Consider the following 23,996-nt stretch of genomic DNA (forward strand, 5'->3'; position numbering starts at 1 on the left):
GCCCGCCGCGGGCTTCCTGCCGTTCGTGGCCGTCGCGGAGATCGCGCGAACCGTACTGGGGAACACCGGTGGTCCGGTGGCGAGCACGGTGTGGGCCTGGGCCATCGCCGGCGCCTGCGGCGCGCTCCTCCGGCTCCTGCTGCTCGGCCTGTCCACCCACGTCGGGCACAAGGCCGACGCCCAGATGCTGCACAGCCTCCGGGTGCGGATCGTCGGGCGACTCGGCACCGTCCCGCTGGGTTGGTTCCGCGCGGCGGGGTCGGGGCGGGTCAAGAAGGCGATGACCGACGACCTCGAGGAGATGCACGAGCTCTTCGCCCACGCGCTGGGCGGCCTGCTCGGCGCGGCGGTGGCGGTGGTCGTCGGAACGACCTACCTCTTCCTGGTGGACTGGCGGATGGCCCTGGTCACCCTGGCCGTGCCCGTGCTGACGCTGATCACCTACCGGATGTCGATGCGTTCGCTGCCCGAGCACATGTCCCGTCTCATCGCGGCGGAGGGCCAGATCAGCGCGGCGAGCGTGGAGTACGTCGACGGCATCGGCGTGGTCAAGACCTTCGGCGGCACGGAGGGACGGGTCCTGGGCCGGTTCGCCGACGCGATGGCCGAACACACCGCGGCCTACCGGGCCTGGATGGCGGGCCACCGCAGGAGTTCCGCGGTGAACCGGGTGCTCGGATCCGAGATGGCGGTCTTCGGGGTGGTGATGGCCGCCGGGCTGGCCTTCGTGGCCGCCGGCTGGCTCCCCGTGGCGGACCTCCTCCCCTTCCTCGTGGTGGGAGTGGGCCTGCCCACCTCCTTCAGCCCGATGATCCACGGTGCCCAGGGTCTCCGGATGGCACGGATGGCCGCCGGCCACATCGACAGCCTGCTCAGGCACCCACCGCTGCCCGAACCCGACCACCCCCGCCAACCCGAGGGGTACCGCATCGAGTTCGACCGGGTGTCCTTCTCCTATGACGGAGTCACCAACGCCGTGGCGGAGATCGACACGGTTTGCGAGCCCGGCACGGTCACCGCCATCGTGGGGCCGTCCGGCGCGGGGAAGAGCACCATCGCGAGCCTCCTTCCCCGGTTCTACGACGTCACGGCCGGCGCCATCAGGATCGGGGGCGTGGACCTGCGGGATATCTCCTCTACGACCCTGCTGGCGTCGATGTCCCTGGTGTTCCAGGACGTCACCCTGCTGCGGGACACGGTCACCGAGAACATCAGGGTGGGGCGCCCCGGTGCCACCGACGAGGAGGTCAGGGAGGCCGCGGAAGCAGCACAGATCGACGAGGTCATCAAGCGGCTCCCGCTGGGGTACGACACGGTGCTGGAGTCGGGGACGGGCGGTCTGTCCGGTGGCGAGCGTCAACGGTTGACCATCGCGCGGGCGATCCTCTCGCGGGCACCGATCGTGGTGCTCGACGAGGCGACGGCCTCGCTCGACCCGGACAGCGAGGCCGCGGTGCAGGACGCGCTCGCCCGGCTCGTCGCGGGGAAGACGGTGGTCGTGATCGCCCACCGGCTGCACACGATCCAGCACGCCGACCAGATCCTCGTGCTGGAGGCGGGCCGCGTCGTCGAGAACGGCACCCATGCGGAACTCCTCGGACGACGAGGCCTGTACGCCCGGATGTGGCGTGCCCAGCAGAACGGAGACAGCAGGTGATTCGCAGGCTCTACCGCTTGTGGCCCCATCCCGGCCTGATGGTCCGTGTGTGGCTGATGACGGCGGTCCTCGCCGTGCTGCAGGGGCTGTTGCTCGGGTTGCTGATCCCGATCCTGCGCGCGGTGTTGCGCCCGGAGCCAGATTTCGCGGCCGCCGCCCCGTGGCTCGTCGTTGGCGGACTCGGACTGGCCCTGTACGCGGTGCTGAGCGTGGTGGCCACGCCTCTGGGGTTCACGGCGAGCATGAAGCTGGCCGAACAGCTCCGGCACCACCTGATGCGCCACGTCACCACCCTTCCCCTGGGATGGTTCACCTCGGACAGGAAGGCGACCTTCGTCCGCACGGTCACGAACGTGACGGGCGTCCTGTCCCAGCTGACGGTGACCGTCGCCGCACCGGCGATCACCTGCGTCCTGGTGCCCGTCACCGTCATCGGGGTGACCTTCGCCGTGGACTGGCGCCTGGCGCTGGTGCTGCTGGCCACCCTCCCGCTCGCCCTGGCCGTGATGCGGGTCTCCCGTCGGACCGTTGCCCGGGTGTCGGTCGACATGGAGATCGCGGCGAACGAGGTGGCCGGACGCGCCATCGAGTTCGGCCAGGCGCAGCCGGTGCTCCGGGCGGCGGGCACCAGCTCCACGGGCAGCGCGCGGATGCGGGAGGCGCTGGACGACCACCGCTCGCAGTACCGGCGTGGCCTGGACCGGATGTTGTTCCCCGACCTCTCCTACAGCGGGGTCGTGATGATCGGCTACGTGGTGGTGCTGGTTCTCGGGGTCCAGTTCCTGTTGTCCGGCACGCTGTCCGTGGCGGACTCCCTCGCACTGCTGATCCTGGCCATCCGCTTCCTGGAACCGCTCGGGGCGATGATCGACCACGCGTCCGGGATCGGAGCGATGGACTACCTCGCCGAGCGGGTCGAGAAGGTGCTGCGCATCCCCGCCCTCCCCCACCACCCGAACCCGGTGCGCTCTCTCCGGAGCGCCGACATCGAGTTCTCCCGGGTGACCTTCTCCTACGGGGACACACCCGCCCTGACCGATGTCTCCTTCCGGTGCCGGCCGGGCACCACCACGGCGCTGGTGGGGCCTTCCGGGTCGGGGAAGACGACGATCACCCGGCTCGTGGCGCGGTTCTTCGACGTGGATTCCGGCAGCGTGCTGGTGGGCGGCGTGGACGTCCGGGAGCTGGACCACCCGGTCCTGCTGAACGACGTCGCGATCGTCTTCCAGGACGTCTACCTGTTCGACACGACGATCGAGGAGAACCTCCGGCTGGCCCGGCCGGAGGCGAGCCGGGCGGAGTTGGAGGAGGCTGCTCGCAACGCCCGCCTCGACGAGGTCATCGAACGGTTGCCGGCGGGGTGGCGGACCCGCGTGGGGGAGGGCGGCACCCAGCTCTCGGGTGGCGAACGTCAACGGGTCTCCATCGCCAGGGCCTTCCTCAAGCGGGCCCGGGTGGTGCTCATCGACGAGGCGGCCTCGGCGCTCGACCCCGAGAACGAGAGTGCCGTCAGCCAGGCCATCGCGAACCTGTCGGTGGACCCCGAACGGACGGTCATCGTGATCGCCCACCGCCCCGGGACGCTGGCCACGGCCGATCAGGTGGTGGCCCTCGACAGGGGGCGCATCGCGGAGGTCGGGACACCGGCGGATCTGCGGAACACGGGCGGGATCTTCTCCCGCCTGTACGACCAGTACGAGCACGCGAGGAGCTGGCGGATCACGAGTTGACCCCCCGGGTGGTTCAAGGGGTGGGTGCGGGTTCGCCGGGCGGGTCGGCCGGGCGGACGGACAGGGCGTGCCGGAACACGTCGCGTGGGTCCCAGTCGCGCTTCACCCGTCGCAACCGCTCGTAGTTGTCCTTGTAGTACAGGTAGTGCCAGGGCACGCCGGAGGTGTTCCAGGCCGGGTCGGCCAGGTCGTGTCGGGGTAGTTGATGTACGTACCGTCGTGGACCTCACCGGGAACGGGAACACCTCCGGTTTCGGCGTAGACGTCCCGGTAGAACCTCCGCATCCAGTCGAGGTTCTCGGCGTCGTCCGCCGCGTCGGACCAGATGGCGATGTACACGGCCTTGAGGACGGAGTCGCGCTGGGCGAGCGCGGTCGCGGCCGGGTCGACCGCGTTGATCTGGCCGCCGTAGGCGAGCAGCCACAGCCTGGCGAGTTCGACTCCGGCCCGGGGGCTGGTCAGGTAGTCGTAGACGGTGTCGATCTGCTGGCGGGTGAAGCCCCGCCGGAGATACCCGGCCTTGCCCTTGTACCGGTCGTACTCCGCTCCCCGGTGGGCGTCGCCATCGGGCACAGGGGGCATCATCGTGTAGAGCCACGGTGTCGCCTGTCCGATGTGCTGCTCACCGCCCACTCCGTCGCCGACTTCGTCGAGGTAGTCCGCCAGCATGCGGCGAGCGTCGGGCAGTCCCCCGTCGATCATGGCGGCGACCACGACGGCTTCGCCGTCCTCCTGGTCGCCCCGCCCGGTGACCACGAGTCGGGAGGCGAGTGCGGCGTACCGGCAGCCGGGGGAGCTGTTGGCCTGGTGCCACCGCCCGTGGTTGTCCATCAGCTGGTGGAAGGCGTCGCGGGTCAGCCCGTCCCAGGTCCAGCGGCGCACACCGGTGAGCAGGGTGGCGGGCGGTGGGGGTAGGAGTTGGGCCGGGTCGTCACCCGGGGTCACGGCGCTTCGCAGCCAGTACCGGGTGACGACGCCGAAGTTGCCACCGCCGCCGCCCGTGTGCGCCCACCACAGCTCGTGGTGGGGGTCGGCCGGGTCCCGGGTGGCGATGACCGCGCGTGCCGTGCCGTCGGCGTCGACCACGACGACCTCGACGGCGAACAGGTAGTCGACGACGGAGCCAAGGCTGCGGGAGAGCACCCCGTATCCCCCGCCCTGGATGTGGCCGCCGACGCAGACCGAGTGCCCCCAGCCTCCCGGTATGGTGACCCCCCAGGTCAGGTAGAGGACCCGGTAGATCTCGCCCAGCGTGGCACCGGATTCCACGACGAAGGCCCTCCTCCCGGGATCGTGGTAGACGCCGTTCATGGCGGACAGGTCGATGATCACGCCGTCGCTGGCCTCGCCGACGGAGTTCTCCATCGAGTGGCCTCCGCTGCGGATCGTGATCCGGTCCCCCGCCCGCACTGCCTCGGTGACGGCGGTCACGACCTGCTCGGTCGTCCGGGGGACGCGGAAGTAGCGGGGACGGTGTTCGAACCGCTCGTTCCTCACTCGGAGCGCGAGGTCCTCGTACCGGGCGTCCTCGGGGGTGATGCGGGGCGGGCCCGGGTCGCCGCTGAGGACCTTGGGGTTGATCAGCCGGTTCGACGGCACCTCGTCCATCGTGGACGCTCCTTCGCGGGTGTGGACGGTTGGCTTGCGATCGCGGTCACGCGGTCACGCGGTCACGCGGTCACGCGGTCAGCTGAGCGAGGATGTCGGGCAAGTGGTCGGCGATCTCGTCCGGGCCGGGCATCGCGGCGATCTCGTCCGCGACCCGTCGCGCCAACGCGCGGAACGTCGGTTCGGCGAGCAGGCGTCGCGCCGAGGCCGCCACCGCCGAGGCGGTGAGTTCCTCGGGCAGCAGCCGTTCACCGGCGCCGGCCGCGAGGACGGCGTCGGCGTTGACGAACTGGTCGACTCCTCGCGGGAGGAGCAGTTGGGGCAGGCCCTTGGCGAGCGCGCCGAGCATCGTTCCCGAACCGGCATGGCTCACGACGAGTTCGAGGTGGGGCAGTACGGCCGCCTGCGCCACCCAAGGACGGACGATGACGTTGTCCGGTGGGGCCCCCAGCACGTCCACGGGGAGTTTCGGACCGGTCGCGACGAGGACCGTCGCGTCGAGTACCGCGAGACCCGCCACCGTCTCGCGGATCGCGGCCGAGGCGCCCTCCGCCCCGGCCTCGGTGCCGAAGGTGACGTAGACCCGGGGGCGGTGACCGGTGGAGGCCGGTAGGGGCGGCAGCGGGTGGGCATCGTCGACGTGGGGGACGGGACGGAGTTCGACTCGTCTCGCGCCGGCCACGAAGTCGGGGTCCTGCATCGAGGGCGGGTAGATATCGAGGTAGGGATGTCCGAGGGGGTTGGGGTCGGTCAGGTCGAGACGCAGCTTCCGTTCGGCCGCGAAGTCCCGAACCCTGCTCACGTACTCGGGTGAGAGCTGGGTGAGCGTGCGGTGACCCAGTCCGTGGGCAAGCGCGGGAACGCCCACCGCCACTGCCGCGATCCCAGCTCCAGGGCAGACCGCGTCGTAGACGAGGAGGTCGGGGCGGAACCGTCGCAGTGCGACCTCCAGGTCATCCGCGTAGCGGCGCGGGAGCACCGAGCCGAAGACGACGGCCAGGTAGCCCGGGATCTGCTCCGGGCGCAGGTCCGCGATGCGGACGGGTCGCCCGAACACGTGGTGGGCGGCTTCCTCGAACGCCGCCGGCATGGACATCCCCGCCGCGACCGGTTCCAGCCCCAACGCCGCCACCCGTCCGTGCAGCCCGGCGTCGATGGCATAGCCGACGTGGTGTCCGTGCCGGCTGATCGCCGTCGCGAGGGGAAGGAGTGGGAAGAAGTGGCCGATCGAGGAAAGACCTGCGAACAGCACGCGCATCTGGCCCCCAGGGTTGGTTCGGAGCATGGCGCCGGGTGAGGGGCCCCGGCGCTGCCCTCCGCTCCGGCTGGCCACCCGTCCCGGTCCCGGTCGGTCGGTTCCAGCGTGGGTGGCCTACCGGGAGAAGTCGCTGCGGTGGGACCGAAGTCTTTGCCGACGCCCTGGTGGTGGGCGGGACCGTCAGGGTGGCCACGTTGGTCCGAACGAGGGGGCGATGGGACATGCTCGCTCGCCCCCGGCATCCGCCCCGCCCCCGGTTCGGCCCTGGTCGGCCAGGAAGCGGGAGTGTTCGGGCCGGGTGCCTCGCACGTCCGGTGTCCCGAGAGCCGGCGGCCGGCCGGGTGTGCCGTCGCACACCACGGGCCCGGCTGGCGGTAGGCAGGAAGATCAACCTGTCGTACGCTCCGCCCCGTTCTCGCGCCGGGCTGGGAGGTCCCGCTCGGCGCGGGACGACCGCACGAGTCGCTTGCGAGGAGACGAGAGCATGTCCCGACACTCCACCGCGGCCACCCTCGCGCTGTGCCTGCTCGCCACGGGTTGCGCGTACGGGTCCGCCGCCGGGCAGCCGGCTGAGCCGGAATCGACGACGGTGGCGCGGGAGGACGCCCAGGGGTGGGCCGCGCCGCCGGTCAACGCCTCCTTCGACTACCAGATCGGCGGTGAGTACCCCTTACCGGAGGACGTGACGGTGGTGTCCCGCGACTGGTACTACGGTTCCGTCCCGCAGGACGTCTACGGCATCTGCTACGTCAACGCCTTCCAGACCCAACCGGACTGGTCCGGGACACGACCCGATGAGCTGTCGAACTGGCCGTCCCACCTGGTGCTCCTCGAACTGGGCGACGACCCGAACTGGGGCGGCGAGTACCTCGTCGACATCTCGACCGAGGGCAACCGGATCGACGCGGTCGAGCACCTGCGGCCGATGTTGGAGACCTGCGCCGACAAGGGGTTCTCGGCGGTGGAGTTCGACAACCTCGACTCGTGGATGCGCTTCGACGGGACGCCGGTCGAGGAGTTGGTCCCCTTCGGGCAGGACGAGGCGGTGGACTTCGCGGCCCGGCTGACGGAGGTCACCCACGACCTGGGGATGGCCGCGGCCCAGAAGAACACGGTGGAGTTGCCGCGCGCGGTGTCGCTGGAGGAGATCGGGTTCGATTTCGCGATCGCCGAGAACTGCGGCATGTGGCGGGAGTGCCAGCTGTACCGGCAGGTGTTCGGCGACAACCTGATCGCCATCGAGTACGAACGCCAGCACTTCGAGTCGACCTGCGCCGAGATCGGTGACAGCGTCTCGGTGGTCCTGCGGGACGTGAACGTCACCCCGCCGGGGTCGCCGACGTACCAGTACGACTCCTGCTGATCGCGCCGCGGCTCGCCTCCCGGTCGTGAACGCCGCGACCGGGAGGTGAGCGCGGAACGCCGACCTGGGCCGTGCTGGCGCCCGTGCCCCGGCACTCCCAGGCACACTGCGCCAGGCCGCCGTCAGGCCCGCTGTTCGGCGCTGCCCGTCCTTCCGACCGGGGGCTGGCGGGTGGGTGACCCGCCCGGGGAGGAACGCAGCGATCCGAGCAGTCGGCGCAGGGCGGCGACGGTCTCCTCCAGTTGGGCCGGGGAGTCGGCGCGGGCCAGCCAGAGCGCGGCCTCGTTCATGGCGCCGGAGAGCAGGCGCACCAGTGGTTCCCGTGGTTGCTGGTCGATGACGCGCGCGGTCATCAGCTGGTCGAGCACCTCGTCGAGGTGACGCGCCGACGATTCCTCGTCCAGGGCGCGCCACTCCTCCCAGCCGAGCACCGCGGGACCGTCGACGAGCATGACGCGCCGCACCTCGGGGGCGGAGCTGGCGACCAGGAACTCGCGACAGCCGGCGAGGAGGCCCTCCCAGGGGTCACCCTGCCGCTCGGCGGCTGCGACGACGCGGTCGGCGACCTCCTCCTGCGCTTGGCGCACCACGGCTCGGAACAGGCCGGCCTTGCTGCCGAAGTGGTGGTAGAGCGCGCCCTTGGTCAGCGCGAGCTCCCGTGCGATCTCGTTGAGCCCCACCTCCGCGTATCCCCGTCGGGAGAAGAGCGCGCGGGCCGTGGTGATCAGCGCCCGCCGCGTCGCCTCGCGCTGCCGGGCCTTGCTCGACGTCGTCGCTCCCATCGGTCTCCTTCCGGTACGCCAGTTTGACATACCGAGGGTATGCGTCCTAGCGTCCCCCAGGTCACATACCGAGGGTATGTGAAGGGAAGGACGGGAACCATGACGCTGACCAGTTGCTATCCGGTGCTGTGCACCACCCGCCTGCGGGAGAGCCTCGACTTCTACACCCTCCACCTCGACTTCGACATCACCTTCGAGTCGGACTGGTACGTAAGCCTGCGCCACCGCGGCGCGCCACACCAGGAGCTCGCCCTCCTCGCGGCCGACCACCCCACGTTGCCGGAGAGCCACCGGGGCGCGACCGCGACCGGCGTGCTGATCAACATCGAAGTCGACGACGTGGACGCCCAGTACGCGCGCCTGGTGGAACGGGCGGGACTCCCCTGCCTGCTCGATCTCCGCACCGAGGACTTCGGGCAGCGCCACTTCATCACCCGGGACCCCAACGGCGTGCTGGTGGACGTCATCACCCCGGTGGCACCCACCGTGGACTTCGCCGACCAGTACTCATGACCCGTGGAGGGGAGCGCCGAGGACGGGCGGCGGGGCGCCGAACGCCGTGGGCTGGGGTGGACACCGCACTCCCGCTGCTGGCGACGACGACCGTCCGCCCCGTGACGGGTCAGCCGACCAGCTCCTGGCAGATCGCGGCGGCCGGGCGGGCGCTGGCGGACCGGAAGCCGGTGCCCGCCCACAGGTGTGTCGTGCCCGTGTCCCCCGCGCGGGCGGCCGCCGCCCGCAGCGGCGCCGTCATGCGGTGCACCTGCGGGTAGGCGGCCGGCGCGGCCTCGTCGTGGGCCGCGAGGAAGCGGTTGACCAGGCCACGCGCCCGACGACCGCTGAACGCCCTCGTCACCCTCGTCGTCCTCGGCTCCGGATTGACGAGAGCGGCCCGGTGGGTCGCGCTCGCGCCGCTCTCGTCGGCGAGGAGCAGGGCGGTGCCGACCTGGACGGCCACCGCTCCCCCACCGAGCGCGGCCCGCACCGCGGCCGGCGAGGCGAGGCCGCCGGCGGCCAGCAGGGGCAGCGGGACACTGGCTCGCACCGCCGCCAGGAGGGAGGCCAGCGGCTGGACCCGTTCCTCGGTGTCGTCGAAGGACCCCTGGTGCCCACCTGCCTCGGCTCCCTGCACGCACAGCGCGTCGGCTCCCCGTTCGGCCGCCGCACGGGCCTCCTCCACGCAGGTGACGGTCACGACCACCAGGCTGCCGGCCCGCCGCAGCGCACGGACGGCGCTCGCGTCCGGCAGCCCGAAGGTGAACGACACGACCGGCACGGGATCGTCGAGGAGAGCGGCGAGCTTGGCGGGGAAACCGTCGTCATCCCAGCGCGGCTCCCCCAGTTCGACACCCACCCTGGCGGCCTCGGGTGCCAGCCGCCGCCGGTACTCGTCGAGCTCCGCCGGGACGGCCCGGTCCTCGCCGGGCACGAACAGGTTCACGCCGAAGGCCCGGTCGGTGCGGCCCCGCACCTCGCTCACCTGGTGGAGCATCTCCTGGGCGGAGCGGTAGCCACCCGCGAGGAACCCGAGGCCACCCGCCGAGTTCACGGCCACGACGAGGTCCGGGGTGCTCGCGCCACCGGCCATCGGGGCCGCGACCACGGGCGTCGTCAACTCGTCGAACTCGCCCACACCGATCTCCGTCCTCCGCCGGGCCATCGCACTCCTCCTGGAGCATCGCACGCCTCCCACCGTCCTCGGCCACGGTCCCCTCGGCGCCGCCGGAACCCGGGTTACGGTCGTGGGGTGCCGCCCGACCTCCACAGCAGCAACCAGCCGCTCAGCCCGGACACCGCCGGAACGGTCCTGCGGGAGGTGTGCCGGCGAACGGGGATGTCCGCCCCCGACGCCGGGCTCGTGCGGATCGGGGACAACGCGGTCTACCGCGTCGGGCCGGTCGTCGTCCGGATCGCCAGGTCCGTGGCCCTGCTCCCGGCGGCACGCCGGGAGGTGGCCGTCGCCCGGTGGCTGCGGACCCGGGACTTCCCGGCCGCCGTCCCGCTCGACCTCGACCAACCGATGGTGGTGCTGGGTCGAGTCGTCACCTGCTGGGAGGCGGTCGAGGTCACAGCCCCGGCCACGACCGGGCAGCTCGCCACGCTGCTCCGCCGGTTCCACGAGCTCACGGCACCACCGGAGCTGGACCTGCCAGCCCTCAACCCCTTCGCCCGCGTCGACCACTGGCTGGAGTCCGCCCCGCTCGACGAGCAGGACCTGGACTACCTGCACGGGCGGGTGCACCAGGCTCGGGCCGACTGGGCCGACCTCGACTTCGCGCTGCCGACGGGGGTGGTGCACGGTGACGCCAACACCGGGAACGCGGTGGTGGACGGTGCGGGCCGACCGCTGCTCCTCGACCTCGAGTACGCGGCGACGGGTCCGCGTGAGTGGGACCTGCTCCAGACGGCTCTCTTCGCGGACAGGTTCGGCTGGCACACCGAGGCCGAGTACCGGGCCTTCTCGGACGCCTACGGCTACGACATCCGCCGCTGGCCCGGTTACCAGCGGCTCGCGGACATCCGCGAGGTGCTGATGACCTGCTGGTTGAGCGCCAGGGCCGACGACGAGTGGGCAGCGGGGGAGCTCCGGAAACGCCTGCGCGCGCTGCGCACCGGGGCCGACCGGCACGACTGGTCCCGGCGCTGACCCCGGTCGGACGAGGCCCGGACGACCGGCCGGGGAACGCTCGCGGCACCGGGCCGCCCCGGGTCGGGGACCGCCGGACCCGCCGCCCCGGGCCAGGGACCGGGGGCTCCGGCGCGCACCGGCGTGGTCGGTCGGCTCACGCGGCGGAACGCCGCCGCGTCGCGGGCGCAGCGTTCTCGTCCTCCCGGTCCGCCGGAGCGACCGCGACCACGACGAGGTCCGCCAGGAACTCCCGCTGGCCCGGGTGGCCGTCGAGCCGAGCGGTGGGCCAGGCGGCTGGCCGTCCGGTGATCCGGTGGCGGAGCCGACGCGCGCCACCGGGTGCGCCCTGCCGTGTCGCGCCTTCGCCGAGAGCCACCCCAGGCGCGGAGGGGTGCGGCGGGATGGCCCCGATCACGGGCGGCTCCGCCATCCCCGTGGTGGGACCGGTTCCGCTGTCCCCGTTCGTCCTGTTCACTGGGGAGCGGACGCGGATCAGCGGGTCGCGTGGCCCCGGTCGGCCGCCGTCCTGGTGGTGCCCCGGCCTCCTGACGCCTGCTCACCGGATGGCCTGATCGCGATCGCCGTCAGCAGCCCGGCCAGCACCCGGCGTTCCTCGGAGGACAGGGAGGAGCACAGCGCGCTCTCGTGGTCGGCGACCATCCGGTCGACGTCGTCCATGCGCGCGGCTCCCGCCACCGTGAGGTGCAGTTCGTGGAGCCGGCGGTCCTCGGGGTTCCGCCGGCGCTCGACCAGGCCCTTGGCTTCCAGGTCGTCGACGTGACCGACGACCCGGCTGGGCAGGATTCCGAGCAGGTCCGCCAGCGCCTGCTGGCTCAGCCCCGGTGCGGCGTCCACGGCTCGCAGGATCTTGACCTGGGGCGCGGACAGGCCCAGCGCGGCCGCCCTCTCGGCGAACAAGCCGGCCGCGTAGGCGCCCACCTGGACCAGGAGCGCACCCGCGCCGGTCGGGTCCGGCACACCACCCTGCGCGTCCGCGTCCTCTCCCACAGTGGCCACGCTGCGACTCTAGCAGCGCGCCGGGGATGTCCGCGCTCGCCTTTTCCGAGGTCAACGAGTACCACTCCCCTTGCGAGGACGAGACCGTCGTCGGCTCGGCCACCCCGAAGCGCCCGGCCCCTGCCCTCGGGGACTCCCGGCGCCGCGCGGTCGGCTCGTTCACCCGCCGTCCGTCGCGGAGCGGGTCGTCGGTACTACGATCCGCCCGTGGGTGGGGACGCGGTGCGAGGGGTCGACGGGCGGGACCAGGAGTTGGCCCGGGCCTTCGGCACCCACCGGGCCCACCTCGTCGGTGTCGCCTACCGCCTCACCGGCAGCCGCGCCGACGCCGAGGACGCCGTGCAGGACGCCTGGCTCCGGTTGTCCCGGCTGGGGGATGCGGAGCTCGCGGAGGTGCGGGACCTGCGCGGCTGGCTGACCACCACCGTCGGTCGGCTCTGCGTCGACCGGTTGCGGTCCGCCCAGCGGCGCCGGGAGCGTTACGTGGGCCAGTGGCTGCCGGAGCCCCTGGTCACCACCCTCGAGGGCGGGGAGGACGATCCGTTGGCCTCCGTGGTGCGAGCGGACGGCGTGCGGATGGCGGCGATGGTCGTCCTCGACGAGCTGACGCCGGAGCAGCGGGTGGCGGTGGTGTTGCACGACGCCTTCGGGGTGCCCTTCGACGAGGTGGCGGCGACGCTGGGCTGCGCTCCCGCCACGGCCAGGCAGCACGCGGTCCGTGGTCGACGGACGATGGCCGCCGCCGACCCGCCTCCCCGCGCGGCCCTCGTCGAACAGCGGGAGGTGCTGGACCGCTTCCTCGTGGCGCTCCGCTCCGGGGACGTCGTCGCCGTCACCTCCCTCCTCCACCCGGACGTCAGGTTCATCAGCGACGGTGGCGGTCGGGCCAGGACGGCGCTCCGGGTGGTCGTCGGCGCGGAGAAGGTGGCGCGACTGTTCCTCGGCCTGCTGCGCCGGCACGGCACGCTGCCGGTGACGGCCGGCAGGGCGGTGTTGGTCAACGGCGACCTCGGAATGATGCTCGCCGCCGGCTCGGGCTGGGGCGGTCGCGACGAACCGGGGGGCAGGGTGACGTCCTTCGCCATCCGGGACGGGTTGGTGCTGGGGGTGTACGAGGTGGTCAACCCCGAGAAGCTGGTGGCCCTGCCGCGCTGACGAGGTAACCGGCCGGTGCCGGCTTCGACTCAGCCAGGCCCTGCCCACCCGATCCGCTGGGCGGCCCGAGGCGGGGTGGGGGCGTGGCCGTCAGAGGCCGAACCGGTGCTTCACGTTCCGCCAGAAGTCGCGGAGCATCCACCCGTCGAACTCGGTGATGTGCGGCGAACTGCCCGCCCGCATGATGAACTCGCTGATGCCGGTCGGCGTCCAGTCGTAGAAGTCGTCCAGGCCGAAGGTGTGGCCGATCTCGTGCAACAGGATCGTGACGTTCTCCGCGTCGAGCGAGTCGACGAAGTACTCGCTGCCCATGCGCTGTCCCCAGTCACCGCCCGCGCCACCGCTCATCCCCTCGGTCAGCCACAGCGACTGGTCGTAGTGCCGCGCCGTTCCTCCGGGGCACCGGGAGTAGTCGCCGTCCTGGTTGAAGAACCGGCCGCACTCCTCGGCGCACTGCGGAGCGCCCTCGCGGATGTCGTTGACGTAGATGTCGACCGAGTCGTCATCCCATCGCAGGGTGTCCCTGTCCCGGACGGCCCACCCCACCACCGTGACGGGCACCTCGGTGTAGGGCCAGGCGTTGTGCCCCTGGCCGTTGTCGAGCATCACGTCCGTCCATTTCCGGTACTGCCGACGCAGGGTCTCGTGAATGCGGTCCCGGAGCTCCTCGGACACCGGCCGCGAGGAGTCCCAGCGCACGCAGAAGTTCAGGTATCCGCCGTTGGCCATGACCTGGTCCCAGCCGTAGTTGCGGAAGCCGTGCAGGTCCGGGTAGGTGGCCTCGACGTGGTCCCACACCTCCTGGAGGGGCTGGCGCAGGTGGGCCGGCGGGTTCCAGTCATCGGCGACCTCGACGACGGCGGTCGGCGCCGCGGCCTCCGAGTTCCCGGGCTCCGCGCCGGCGGTTCCGCTGGTCGTGGGGATCGCGGCCAGGAAGACCGCCGCCAGTGCGGCCAGCACGAGTCCGGGTCGACCTCTCATGGTTCCCCCCACGGGTGCGTTCGGCGGCGCTCGGGGTGGACCGGAGGAGCTGGGCCGGCTCCCCTCCCGGCAGGCGAAGCGCCCATGCCCGCCACCCGTGCCCTCCGACACTAGGAGCGGGCCGGGACGGCCACAATCCGCCGCCGGAGCCAGGCCGGCCGGCCGGGTGCCGCAGCCGGGCGGCATCCTGTCGAGCATTCCGGCGGCCGGGCGGCCGGGCAATGGCACTCCCGAACGGTTCCACGGGAGGCCGAACCGTTCATCCGGCGATTGTTCCGCTTTTTTCCATTCCCGCGATGGCGGCGGTGAATGGGAGGGGTTTCGACCGGGCGGGCGCGCCAACCGCGGCTCACCACCCGGTCAACCCGCTGCGCGCCACCTCTCCTCCCGCCACCCGCGCGAGGTGAGCAATTCACCCACTGGATCGCCGGGGAGTCACCCGTTCCCCGAACGGGAGAACGCGGACACGGAGCGGAACCAGGAATCATGGCGCGCCGCACGGCGACGACGGGAGCTCGACAGGAGGAACACCCTCGGGGAGCTGCGCGGACCCGGCACTCTCGCGGACCTCGGCGCCACCCGCCCTGGCGCCGGGGCCGCGGCTCCTCCAGGTCGACCACCCGGGCAGGCGATGGTCCCGCGCACGCGGAGCGACGAGCCCGTCCCAGACAGATGCGTCGCGGTGCACCAAGTCGGACACGAACCGATAACTCCGGTCGGTCAAATCCGTTACAGCCTGGCCACAGGCAGACAAACCTTTTTGCCGTCTTGTTGACCTGCCGCGCCCCGCCCATACATTTGTACCCGGTGCTCACAGGCGTATAACAAGGAGAACAGCGTGGACCTCGCGAACTCGGCAATTCCGTCGGCGCAGCAGAACACGGCCACTGGACGGGGTGTGAAGCCCGCCCGTCGGCGCACCGCCGCCGTCGCGGCCCTCACGACCACCCTGGCCGGGGCGGCCACCTTCCTCGCGGCCCCCGCCGCGCACGCCGCGCTGACGACCCACTGTGTGGGCACCGCCGGCGCCGTGACAGTGCCCAACAACCTGGTCGTCCCCGCTGGTGAGTCGTGCGACCTGACCGGCACCGTCATCAACGGCGACGTCACCGTCTTCGAGGGTTCCGACCTGCTGCTCCAGGACGTGACCATCAACGGCTCGGTCACGGTGCGGGAGAACGGCTTCCTCGACGCCGCCGGTTCGTCGGTGTCGGGTTCGGTGACCCTCGCCAACGCCTTCGGCACCTACGCCTACGACAGCGAGCTGAGCGGTGCCACCGCCACCGACTCGGGCTTCTTCTACAGCTTCGACTCGGACATCACCGGTGACGTCGCGACCCAGAACAGCGAGGTGCTGGTCGAGTCCAGCTGGGTCGAGGGCAGCCTGAGCTCCGAGGGCAGCCTGCTCACCGACGTCTACGACTCGGTCGTGACCGGCGACTTCCGCGTCAGCGGGGCCGAGCAGGGCAGCGTCCTCTGCTCCACCGAGGTCGACGGCGACGCCGCCTTCGTCGGCAACAGCCAGATCCTCCAGGTCGGCGCCGCCCAGCCCTACGGCGGCTGCGGCACCAACGTGTTCGGTGGTGGGCTGTCCTTCGAGGGCAACAGCGCCGACGGGTACGTGAGCAACAACATCGTCCGCGGCGACCTCAGCTGCACCGACAACGACCCCGCCCCGCGCGGCACGGACAACCGTGTCCGCGGTGAGTCGCTGGGTCAGTGCGCCGAGCTGGCTCCGGTGCAGGCTTCCGCCCGCACCATGACGCTGGCCACGCAGTCCCGCGACGCCGACATCACCGAGCGCATCGAGACCCGCTCGGCCGAGGGCGCCCAGGCGGCCCAGGAGGCCGGCCCGGCCAACATCGGTAGCTGACGCCCGGCGTCACCTCCACGACCAGGGGCGGTCGGAGCACACGGTGCTCCGACCGCCCCTGACGTCTGTCCAACCGTCACCGAGTGACACCGACCACGAACTGGCGACCTCGTGCGAGGGGCCCGATTCATCCTGTTGGTACGTTCGTGCCACCGAACTGACCACAACGTGGCGGCTGATCCGCCGCTCGGGTGCGGACCCAGGCGGGGTCGTCGCCACCACCACGGAACGGATCACCCCATGGACGTCGTGCGGCTCCTCTTCGTTCTGGCCCATCTCGTGGGTCTGGCCCTGCTGCTGGGAGGCTTCCTCGTGCAGTGGCGCGCCGGGGACCACAAGCCCGGAGAGGTGATGTGGTGGGGCGGTCTCGTCCAGCTCGTCACCGGAGCGGCCCTCGTCGGGCTCCGTGAGGCGCAGGACCTCCCGGTCGACCACATGAAGATCGGGATCAAACTGCTCGTCGCCCTCGCCGTGGTCGTCCTGATCCTGCTGGCGCGCCGACGGACCACCCCCTCGACGGGAATGTTCCTGGCAACCGGAGCGCTGACCTTCGTGAACGCCGCGATCGCGGTGCTCTGGGTCTGATTCGGACGGTCCCGGCAGCACCGGCGTGCCACCCGATCGGCCGGCAGGTCGACCGGTTACTTGGCAAGCCAGGACGGCGGGAGCAGGCTGGGACCTCCCAGCGGGTCAGGCGAACCGGCGGCGGTGAGGCGGCGCCGGAAGAAGGTGGTGTCATGCCGTTGCCGGCGAGCTCTTCCGCACTCCGTCGGGCCCTGCGCCGGGCCCGGGACGGGGTCACCCTCAATGTCGACGAGGCCCGAGTGCTGCTCTCCGCCCGGGGTGAGGCGTTGACGGACCTCATGGCCAGCGCGGCCCGGGTCCGGGACGCCGGGCTGGCCGCGGCCGGCAGGCCGGGAGTGGTCACCTACTCGCGGAAGGTCTTCATCCCGCTCACCAGGTTGTGCCGTGACCGGTGCCACTACTGCACCTTCGCGACCGTGCCCGGTCGGGTCTCGGCTCCCTACCTGGAGCGGGAGGAGGTGGTCGCCCTCGCCCGGGACGGCGCACGGCTGGGGTGCAAGGAAGCGCTGTTCACCCTGGGCGACCGCCCGGAGGAGCGGTGGCCGGCGGCCCGGGAGTGGCTCACCGAACGCGGCTGGTCGTCCACGGTGGACTACCTGCGCGCCTGCGCGATCGCGGTGCTGGAGGAGACCGGCCTGCTGCCGCACCTCAACCCGGGCGTGCTGACCTGGGAGGAGTTCCAGCGGTTGAAGCCGGTGGCCCCCTCGATGGGCATGATGCTCGAAACCACCGCCACCAGGCTGTGGTCCGAGCCGGGCGGGCCGCACTACGGCTCGCCGGACAAGGAACCGGCGGTGCGGCTCCGCGTGCTGGAGGACGCCGGCCGCAGCGGCGTGCCGTTCACGACCGGGATCCTCATCGGCATCGGGGAGACCGACCAGGAACGGGCGGAGTCGCTGTTCGAGCTGCGGCGGATCTCGAAGGCCTACGGCGGGATCCAGGAGGTCATCGTCCAGAACTTCCGCGCCAAACCCGACACGGCGATGCGCGGTGTCCCCGACGCGGAGGTGGAGGACCTCGCGGCCACCGTCGCCGTCGCCCGACTCGTGCTGGGCACCTCCGCCCGCATCCAGGCTCCGCCGAACCTGGTGGACGAGCAGTACGCGCTCCTGCTCGGAGCCGGGATCGACGACTGGGGCGGGATCTCCCCGTTGACCCCGGACCACGTCAACCCGGAGCGCGCGTGGCCCGAGATCGACGCGCTCGCCCAACGCTGCGCCGAGTCGGGTTTCGTGCTGCGGGAGCGGCTGACCGCCTACCCCCCTTACCTCGGCGAACCCTGGCTGGATCCGCGCCTCCGCGCCCACGTCGACGCGCTCGCCGACGAGGACGGCCTCGCCAAGGAAGGCGTGGTCCCCCGGGGGGCGCCCTGGCAGGAACCCGAGCTGGGTCTCACCGAGTCCGGCCGGACCGACCTGCACGACACGATCGACACCGCCGGCCGCAGCCGGGACCGCCGGGACGACTTCGACAGCGTCTACGGCGACTGGGACGAGCTGCGGGCCAGGCTCGACCGCGCCTCCGGCGGGGCGCCCCCTCGGCTCGACGGGGACGTGCGTGCCGCGCTGCGCGTCGCCGGGGACGACCCGGCGGCGCTGAGCGACGCCCAGGCGCTGGCGATGCTCACCTCGACGGGGGCGGAACTCGAGGAGGTGTGCCGGCTCGCCGACGACGTGCGGCGGGACGTCGTCGGCGACGAGGTCACCTACGTGGTGAACCGGAACATCAACTTCACGAACGTCTGCTACACGGGCTGCCGCTTCTGCGCGTTCGCGCAACGGCGGGGTGACGCCGACAGCTACACCTTGTCCCTGGAACAGGTCGCCGACCGGGCCGAGGAGGCGTGGCGGTTGGGCGCCACCGAGGTGTGCATGCAGGGGGGCATCCACCCCGACCTGCCGGGCACGGCCTACTTCGACATCGCGGCGGCGGTGCGGGAGCGCGCGCCCCAGCTGCACGTGCACGCCTTCAGCCCGATGGAGGTCGTCAACGGGGCCAGCCGGACCGGCATGTCCATCGAGGAATGGCTCATCGAGGCGAAGCGGTCCGGGGTGGACTCGATCCCGGGCACGGCGGCGGAGATCCTCGACGACGACGTGCGGTGGGTGCTCACCAAGGGCAAGCTTCCGGCGGCCACCTGGATCGAGGTGATCACCACGGCCCACCGGGTCGGCCTCCGCTCGTCGGCGACCATGATGTACGGCCACGTGGACACCCCGGAGCACTGGGTGGCCCACCTGCGGACCCTGGCGGCCATCCAGGACGAGACCGGTGGGTTCACCGAGTTCGTACCGCTGCCCTTCGTGCACACCAACGCGCCGATCTACCTGGCCGGTCTCGCCCGCCCGGGGCCGACGGCGGAGCAGAACCGGGCGGTGCACGCGGTCGCCAGGCTGATGCTGCACGGCCGGGTCGACAACGTGCAGTGCTCCTGGGTGAAGCTCGGTGACGACGGAGTCCGCCAGCTGCTGCGGGGTGGGGCGAACGACCTCGGCGGCACGCTGATGGAGGAGACGATCAGCCGCATGGCGGGATCGCGGCACGGCTCACGCAAGAGCATCGCCGAACTCCGGGAGCTGGCGACCGGGATCGGCCGCCCCGTGCGACAGCGCACGACCGACTACGGCCGGGTGGCCGAGGAGGCCCGCGGAGCGGGGATCGTCGCGTTGCCGCTGCTGGCTCCCGACTCACGCGGGTAAGGCTGAGCTCGGTAGTCGCCCGCCGAAAAGGGGAATCCGCGAACACCACCGACACACGACGACGGGCGGAACCGCGATCCGGTGACGCCACCCCGCGCGGCGTGATCCCGGAAATCGCGGTGACCGGAATCGGCACGACGTTCCGGCGGCCGGGTGGCCGGGCCACCCACCACCCGGCCACCCCGCCCAGGCGCCTTCTGACCAGGGAGAACACGGCGAATCCCGCGCACCCGCCCCCGGACGGCCCGCTCCGGTGGGCGGCGCGGTGCTGACCGCCGCCGCCCGGGCCCGCCGGCACGATCGGTTTTCCACGGCCGTGGGCAGTGGAACCTCCCGGACGAAACCCACGTCATACGATCGGCGCATTCAGCGCACCGCGCCATGCCCTGTTTCACGGACGGGAGGACCGATGCGATTTCGGCTGCTCGGCCCGCTGCGCGTCCGCCGTGACGAGTCCTGGGTCCCGGTCGGCGCCGCGAAGTGGCGTTCGCTGCTGGCCGTCCTGCTGATCAACCGGGACCTGCCGGTCGCGACGTCCCGCCTCGTGGACGAGCTGTGGGGCGAGACACCGCCGAACCGGTCGGACGACCTGGTCCGCAACTACGTGATGCGGCTGCGCCGGTTCCTCGGTGAGGACGGGCGGACGCTGTTGGTGCGCGAGCCCGCGGGATACCGCCTGCGGTGCCCTCCCGAGGACGTCGACTCGGAGGTCTTCCGCCGCCAGGTGGCCGAAGGGGTGGCCGAACTGGAGGCCGGCGATCCCGCGCTCGCCACCGCCCTGCTGCGGGACGCGCTGGAGCTGTGGTCCGGCGAACCGCTGGCCGACGTTCCCGCGTCCCCGTCGGTGACCGCCGCCCGCCGTGCCTTCGGCGAACGCCGCGACCTCGCCCTCGACCACCGGATCGAGGCTGACCTGGCCACGGGGGAGCACGCCACGCTGACGGTGGAGCTGCGGCGCCTGCTCAGCGAGAACCCCTGGCGGGAGCGGCGCTGGGGCCAGCTCATGCGGGTGCTGCACGCCTCGGGCCGGCGAACGGAGGCGTTGGAGGCCTACCGGGAGTTCTACGGGATGCTGCGGGACCAGCAGGGTGTCTCCCCGAGCCGGGACCTGGTCGAGCTGCACCAGAGCATCCTGACCGCCGGGCACCCGCACGACCGCACCGAGCCGGTGGCCGCCACGCCGGCCGCCGGCCAGGGGGCGCGTCCGGCCGACGAGGTCGACGTCCTCCCGGTGGCCGAGCCGGTGTACCAACTCCCCGCCGACATCGCCGACTTCACCGGGCGAGCGGAGGAACTCCGCGAACTGCGGTCGGTGCTGGCGGAGTCCCCCACGGGCACCGCCGTGCCCGTCGCGGCGATCTGCGGACCACCCGGCATGGGCAAGACCGCGTTGGCCCTGCACACGGCGCACCAGCTCCGCTCGTGGTTCCCCGACGGGCAGCTCTACATCCGGCTCGGGGGAGGCTGCGGGCAACCCAAGGAGCCCATCGAGCTGCTGGGAGAAGTCCTCCGCGCTCTCGGGGTCCCGCCGGGTTTGCTGCCGGTCTGCCTGGAGGAACGGGCGTCGCTGTACCGCTCCCGGCTGGCCGACCGGCGGGTGCTGCTCGTGCTCGACGACGCCGGGGAGAAGCCGGAGGCGCTGGAACCGCTGATTCCGGGTACGGCGGGCTGCGCCGTGCTGATCACCTGCCGGTTCCGCCTGACCGGGCTCGCGGGGATGCGGTACGTGCAGCTCGGCCCGCTGTCGAACCGGGAGTCCTACGAACTGCTGGGCCTGACCATCGGTCGGCACCGGGCGGAACGGGAGAGCAGCGCCGCGCGCGAGATCGTGGCCCGGTACGAGGGGCTCCCCCTGGCGATCCGGGTGGTGGCCGGCAAACTGGCCTCCACGCCGCGCCTCCCGCTGGTGGCGTTCCTGCGGGGGCTGCGCGAGGAACGCGCGCGGCTGGACAGCGCGGAGGACGGCGAGACGGGGGTACGGGCCGCCATCTCCGCGACCTACGACGCGTTGACCCCGGAGGCCGCGCGATCACTGGACGCCCTCGGGATGCTGCACACCGAGACGGTGTCCGACTGGATGTTCCGCCTGCTCGCCCCCTGGCAGGCCGACCGGGCGCTGGACGAGCTGGTCTCCCGGTACCTGTTGGACATCGACGCCCCGGGGTACGACGGGTGGCCCGTCTACAAGTTCCACTCGCTGCTGCGGGACTACGCCAGGGAGCGCCTGTTCGAACGGGACGTGGACGAACGTCGCGGCGTGTTGCGCCGGCTGGTGGCGGGGGTGCGGCAGGTGGCCGAGCACGCCGCGGACCGAGCGGGGGTGTACCCGGTCCTGCCGCGTCCGAGGCCGCTGACCTCGCGGCCGGTCCCCCCGGAGGTCGTGCGGACGATCGCCGAGGCGCCGTGGGAGTGGTTGCTCAGTGAGAAGCGCACGCTGTCGGCGGTCGTTCCCGACCTCGTCGGCCACGGGCTGATCGAGGACGCCGTCGGCCTGCTCGGCTCGGTGCAGCCCTACTTCGAGTCCCTGGGACGCCAACGCGAGCTGACCGCGCTGTGGCGGCTGGTCGCCGACGCCCTCGCGGAGGACGATCCGCTGTTGCCCCGGGCCCGGCTCGCGGTGGCGGCGGGCACCGGCGAGTCCGGGGACTTCTCCGAGGCCCGCCGGCTCCTGGAGGACGTGCTCCGCCACCACGCCGACCGGCTGGAACCGACGGAGATGTTGCAGGTCAGGCTGTCACTGGGCTACTGCCACACCGGCCTGCGCGACCAGCTCGGCGCGGTGCGGGAGTTCCAGGCGTTCACCGCCCTGGCCGAACGGGTGGAGGGGGTCGCCCCCACGTTGGTCGTCGAGGGTCTCTGCTGCGAAGCGGGCGTGCTCACCGCCACCGGCAGGGCGGCCGAGGCCGAGGAGCTCTTCGACATCGTCGAGTCGCGGCTGGCGGCCGTGGACGACCCCCGGTGCGAACTGCGCTACCTGCACGGGCGCGCGCAACACGACCTGCGCCTCGGGGAGCCGGCGCGGGCGCTCGGCCGGGCCGAGCGGGGCGTCGAGCTGGCACGGTCGCTCCACACCGCGCTCGCCGAGATCACCTTCCTCGGTTTCGCGGGAGAAGCCAGGAGCCGGCTCGGCGACCACGACAAGGCCCTGTCCCTGCTCGGAGCGGCCCACCGCCGGTGCGTCGAGATCGGACACCAGTCGTTCCAGGCGATGGCGCTCACCCGGCTCGCGGAGGCCCACGAGCGCGCCGGGGCCTTCTCCTCGGCCGAGGAGACCGCGGCGCAGGCGGTCACGCTGTGGCAACAGCTGCGGGCCGAACGGCTGGAACGGACCACCACCGAGATCCTCACCCGGGTGCGGCAGCGGCGTGGTCAACGCTGGGAGCGCCCCAGCGCGGCCAGCTGAGGAGCGGTCCGCTCACCGCCCCGGGGGTGCACCGGGCATCGGTCGGGCGGCCGGCCTCGCGTCACTCACATTAGGTGATCTGGCGGATGTCGCCACGGAGGGTAGCCGATAGGTTCGAGGCCACCGGCAGAACGCCTCCCACCGTTGCCCCGGGGACGCGAGCGTCGGCTGAACGCGAGCGGCCACGCGCGACCCCGGCGCCGGATCGGGGGCCGCCGTCGAGGTACAGCGCACCCTCCCGGATCCGGGCGCCGCCCCACCGCTCAACGCAGGCTCAACGCCGACTCAACGGCGTTCCGGTTTGCTGGGTGCGCAGGGGCGAACTCGACAGGTTGGAACGGCATGGACAACACCCAGATGGACGCACGCGGAAGCGCCACGGGCTGACGGTGCGGTGAGACCGCTCCCGACCACCTCCGTCAGCCAACGGACCACTCGCAACGGGAGGCTTCCCATGCTCAGCATCGACATCATCACCGGCAGCAGGGACAGGCTGCAGAACGACACCCAGCTCCAGTTCATGATCGCGCTCGGCCTCGGCCGCTTCAACATCTCGATCCACGCGGTGCACGAGACGCTGCGGGACTCCCTCCGGCACTCGTCGAGCTCGGAGGTCGCGGCCTGGTTGCTCTACTCGGACGCCCTGGAGGGCGACGACCTCGTGGAACTGAGGGCGCGCACCACGACCGAGGGCCAACCCGCGCCGGTGGTCATGGTCTACCCCAAGGGCGCGACGGACTTCGACGCGGTACTCCGCTCCCAGCTCGCCGGAGTGGTGACCACGGCGGACACGCCCTGGGTGCTCACGGCCGCGCTGCACTCGGCCGCGCAGCACAAGCTGTTCCTGTCCCCCGAGGTGCTCGCGACCCAGGCCTCCAGCCTGGTCAACGTGCTCCGCAGCGGTCCCGCGCCCGCCGACCTGCTGACCGAACGCGAGCAGCACGTGTTGGCGCTGCTCGCCGAGGGGCTGCCCAACTCCAAGATCGCGGTGGAGCTGTTCATCAGCCGGGCCACGGTCGGTTCCCACGTGCTCAGCATCCTCCGGAAGCTGGGGGTGTCGAACCGGACCGAGGCGGCCGCCATCGCCCACCGCGCCGGTATCGCGCACCGGCCCGTCCTCCGCGCCGCGGAGGCGGTACCCCGGCGCACGGTGCCGGTGTGAGCGGAGGACGACGTGATCCGAGGCGCGGGCTTGGCGGGACCGGGTGGCCCGGCCCTCAGCGGGGCGGGTGGGGCGGTTCGGGGGCACCGCAGCG

The 23,996-nt window shown here is 72.2% G+C and carries 19 protein-coding genes; 11 read left to right on the top strand and 8 right to left on the bottom strand.

Annotated elements, in window-relative coordinates; genetic code table 11:
* Positions 1-1,657 (top strand): ABC transporter ATP-binding protein (locus ACTIDRAF_RS0201225; protein ID WP_016696888.1); only part of this gene is annotated, 1,657 nt, incomplete at its 5' end.
* A complete protein-coding gene (locus tag ACTIDRAF_RS0201230; RefSeq protein ID WP_016696889.1) occupies positions 1,654-3,387 on the top strand; it encodes an ABC transporter ATP-binding protein in 1,734 nt (577 codons plus the stop codon). The genes ACTIDRAF_RS0201225 and ACTIDRAF_RS0201230, both read left to right, overlap by 4 nt.
* A 13-nt stretch (positions 3,388-3,400) precedes the next feature.
* Here the strand turns inward: ACTIDRAF_RS0201230 and ACTIDRAF_RS35445 are convergent, their stop codons facing one another.
* The 3 genes from ACTIDRAF_RS35445 to ACTIDRAF_RS0201240 all read right to left on the bottom strand — a co-directional run bounded on the left by ACTIDRAF_RS35445 (position 3,401) and on the right by ACTIDRAF_RS0201240 (position 6,253).
* Entirely contained in the window at positions 3,401-3,544 is a 144-nt protein-coding gene (locus ACTIDRAF_RS35445) for a BBE domain-containing protein (protein ID WP_342626657.1), read from the bottom strand.
* A complete protein-coding gene (locus tag ACTIDRAF_RS26625; protein WP_245533402.1) occupies positions 3,490-4,995 on the bottom strand; it encodes an FAD-binding oxidoreductase in 1,506 nt (501 codons plus the stop codon). Before ACTIDRAF_RS26625 ends, ACTIDRAF_RS35445 begins: the two co-directional genes overlap by 55 nt.
* Positions 4,996-5,065: 70 nt before the next feature.
* Positions 5,066-6,253 carry a glycosyltransferase gene (locus tag ACTIDRAF_RS0201240; RefSeq protein ID WP_026065653.1) on the bottom strand — a complete coding sequence of 396 codons (1,188 nt, stop codon included), beginning with the start codon at positions 6,251-6,253 and terminating at the stop codon, positions 5,066-5,068.
* A gap of 484 nt (positions 6,254-6,737) precedes the next feature.
* Between ACTIDRAF_RS0201240 and ACTIDRAF_RS26630 the strand changes: the two genes are divergently transcribed.
* Positions 6,738-7,616 carry an endo alpha-1,4 polygalactosaminidase gene (locus ACTIDRAF_RS26630; RefSeq protein WP_016696892.1) on the top strand — a complete coding sequence of 293 codons (879 nt, stop codon included), beginning with the start codon at positions 6,738-6,740 and terminating at the stop codon, positions 7,614-7,616.
* Between the two features lie 122 nt (positions 7,617-7,738).
* Here ACTIDRAF_RS26630 and ACTIDRAF_RS0201250 read toward each other — a convergent pair whose 3' ends face one another.
* Positions 7,739-8,398, bottom strand: a complete 660-nt coding sequence (locus ACTIDRAF_RS0201250; RefSeq protein WP_016696893.1) for a TetR/AcrR family transcriptional regulator — start codon at positions 8,396-8,398, stop codon at positions 7,739-7,741.
* Positions 8,399-8,497: 99 nt separating this feature from the next.
* Here ACTIDRAF_RS0201250 and ACTIDRAF_RS0201255 point away from each other — a divergent pair, with 99 nt between their 5' ends.
* Positions 8,498-8,911 carry a VOC family protein gene (locus tag ACTIDRAF_RS0201255; protein ID WP_016696894.1) on the top strand — a complete coding sequence of 138 codons (414 nt, stop codon included), beginning with the start codon at positions 8,498-8,500 and terminating at the stop codon, positions 8,909-8,911.
* Between the two features lie 109 nt (positions 8,912-9,020).
* On the opposite strand, the gene ACTIDRAF_RS0201260 is transcribed toward ACTIDRAF_RS0201255, so the two are convergent.
* Positions 9,021-10,058 (bottom strand): nitronate monooxygenase, encoded by a 1,038-nt coding sequence (locus ACTIDRAF_RS0201260; protein WP_016696895.1) that lies wholly within the window; start codon positions 10,056-10,058, stop codon positions 9,021-9,023.
* An 87-nt stretch (positions 10,059-10,145) separates the two neighbouring features.
* On the opposite strand from ACTIDRAF_RS0201260, the gene ACTIDRAF_RS0201265 reads away from it, so the two are divergent.
* Positions 10,146-11,045 (top strand): aminoglycoside phosphotransferase family protein, encoded by a 900-nt coding sequence (locus tag ACTIDRAF_RS0201265; RefSeq protein WP_016696896.1) that lies wholly within the window; start codon positions 10,146-10,148, stop codon positions 11,043-11,045.
* A 136-nt stretch (positions 11,046-11,181) separates the two neighbouring features.
* On the opposite strand, the gene ACTIDRAF_RS0201270 is transcribed toward ACTIDRAF_RS0201265, so the two are convergent.
* On the bottom strand, positions 11,182-11,442 hold the full coding sequence (locus ACTIDRAF_RS0201270; protein ID WP_156038789.1) for a hypothetical protein: 261 nt from the start codon (positions 11,440-11,442) through the stop codon (positions 11,182-11,184).
* 77 nt (positions 11,443-11,519) lie between these two features.
* Complete coding sequence (locus tag ACTIDRAF_RS0201275) at positions 11,520-12,044, bottom strand: MarR family winged helix-turn-helix transcriptional regulator (protein WP_245533403.1); 525 nt, start codon at positions 12,042-12,044, stop codon at positions 11,520-11,522.
* 207 nt (positions 12,045-12,251) lie between these two features.
* On the opposite strand from ACTIDRAF_RS0201275, the gene sigJ reads away from it, so the two are divergent.
* Entirely contained in the window at positions 12,252-13,199 is a 948-nt protein-coding gene (sigJ, locus tag ACTIDRAF_RS0201280) for an RNA polymerase sigma factor SigJ (RefSeq protein ID WP_016696899.1), read from the top strand.
* 90 nt (positions 13,200-13,289) lie between these two features.
* On the opposite strand, the gene ACTIDRAF_RS0201285 is transcribed toward sigJ, so the two are convergent.
* On the bottom strand, positions 13,290-14,180 hold the full coding sequence (locus ACTIDRAF_RS0201285) for a hypothetical protein (protein ID WP_026065657.1): 891 nt from the start codon (positions 14,178-14,180) through the stop codon (positions 13,290-13,292).
* Positions 14,181-15,018: 838 nt separating this feature from the next.
* On the opposite strand from ACTIDRAF_RS0201285, the gene ACTIDRAF_RS0201290 reads away from it, so the two are divergent.
* The 5 genes from ACTIDRAF_RS0201290 to ACTIDRAF_RS31680 all read left to right on the top strand — a co-directional run bounded on the left by ACTIDRAF_RS0201290 (position 15,019) and on the right by ACTIDRAF_RS31680 (position 23,902).
* The gene (locus tag ACTIDRAF_RS0201290) at positions 15,019-16,053 is read left to right on the top strand and encodes a hypothetical protein (protein ID WP_103056308.1); all 1,035 of its coding nucleotides are present in this window, start codon (positions 15,019-15,021) and stop codon (positions 16,051-16,053) included.
* 240 nt (positions 16,054-16,293) lie between these two features.
* Positions 16,294-16,638 (top strand): hypothetical protein, encoded by a 345-nt coding sequence (locus ACTIDRAF_RS0201295; protein ID WP_016696902.1) that lies wholly within the window; start codon positions 16,294-16,296, stop codon positions 16,636-16,638.
* Between the two features lie 152 nt (positions 16,639-16,790).
* On the top strand, positions 16,791-19,337 hold the full coding sequence (locus ACTIDRAF_RS0201300) for a bifunctional FO biosynthesis protein CofGH (protein ID WP_026065659.1): 2,547 nt from the start codon (positions 16,791-16,793) through the stop codon (positions 19,335-19,337).
* 409 nt (positions 19,338-19,746) lie between these two features.
* The gene (locus ACTIDRAF_RS0201305; RefSeq protein ID WP_016696904.1) at positions 19,747-22,740 is read left to right on the top strand and encodes an AfsR/SARP family transcriptional regulator; all 2,994 of its coding nucleotides are present in this window, start codon (positions 19,747-19,749) and stop codon (positions 22,738-22,740) included.
* Between the two features lie 454 nt (positions 22,741-23,194).
* Positions 23,195-23,902, top strand: coding sequence for a helix-turn-helix transcriptional regulator (locus tag ACTIDRAF_RS31680; protein WP_016696905.1), 708 nt, complete (start codon positions 23,195-23,197; stop codon positions 23,900-23,902).
* Positions 23,903-23,996 lie beyond the last annotated feature (94 nt).

The organism is Actinoalloteichus spitiensis RMV-1378, assembly GCF_000239155.1.
In the GTDB taxonomy this organism is placed as follows: Bacteria; Actinomycetota; Actinomycetes; order Mycobacteriales; family Pseudonocardiaceae; genus Actinoalloteichus_B; species Actinoalloteichus_B spitiensis.

Bases quoted from the DNA above. Each gene is read 5' to 3' on its own strand.
- ACTIDRAF_RS26625 (WP_245533402.1), bottom strand. From the start codon at position 4,995: ATGGACGAGGTGCCGTCGAACCGGCTGATCAACCCCAAGGTCCTCAGC.
- ACTIDRAF_RS0201305 (WP_016696904.1), top strand. From the start codon at position 19,747: ATGCGATTTCGGCTGCTCGGCCCGCTGCGCGTCCGCCGTGACGAGTCC.
- ACTIDRAF_RS31680 (WP_016696905.1), top strand. From the start codon at position 23,195: ATGCTCAGCATCGACATCATCACCGGCAGCAGGGACAGGCTGCAGAAC.
- ACTIDRAF_RS0201295 (WP_016696902.1), top strand. From the start codon at position 16,294: ATGGACGTCGTGCGGCTCCTCTTCGTTCTGGCCCATCTCGTGGGTCTG.
- ACTIDRAF_RS0201285 (WP_026065657.1), bottom strand. From the start codon at position 14,180: ATGAGAGGTCGACCCGGACTCGTGCTGGCCGCACTGGCGGCGGTCTTC.
- ACTIDRAF_RS0201255 (WP_016696894.1), top strand. From the start codon at position 8,498: ATGACGCTGACCAGTTGCTATCCGGTGCTGTGCACCACCCGCCTGCGG.
- ACTIDRAF_RS0201300 (WP_026065659.1), top strand. From the start codon at position 16,791: ATGCCGTTGCCGGCGAGCTCTTCCGCACTCCGTCGGGCCCTGCGCCGG.
- ACTIDRAF_RS26630 (WP_016696892.1), top strand. From the start codon at position 6,738: ATGTCCCGACACTCCACCGCGGCCACCCTCGCGCTGTGCCTGCTCGCC.
- ACTIDRAF_RS0201240 (WP_026065653.1), bottom strand. From the start codon at position 6,253: ATGCGCGTGCTGTTCGCAGGTCTTTCCTCGATCGGCCACTTCTTCCCA.
- ACTIDRAF_RS0201260 (WP_016696895.1), bottom strand. From the start codon at position 10,058: ATGGCCCGGCGGAGGACGGAGATCGGTGTGGGCGAGTTCGACGAGTTG.
- ACTIDRAF_RS0201250 (WP_016696893.1), bottom strand. From the start codon at position 8,398: ATGGGAGCGACGACGTCGAGCAAGGCCCGGCAGCGCGAGGCGACGCGG.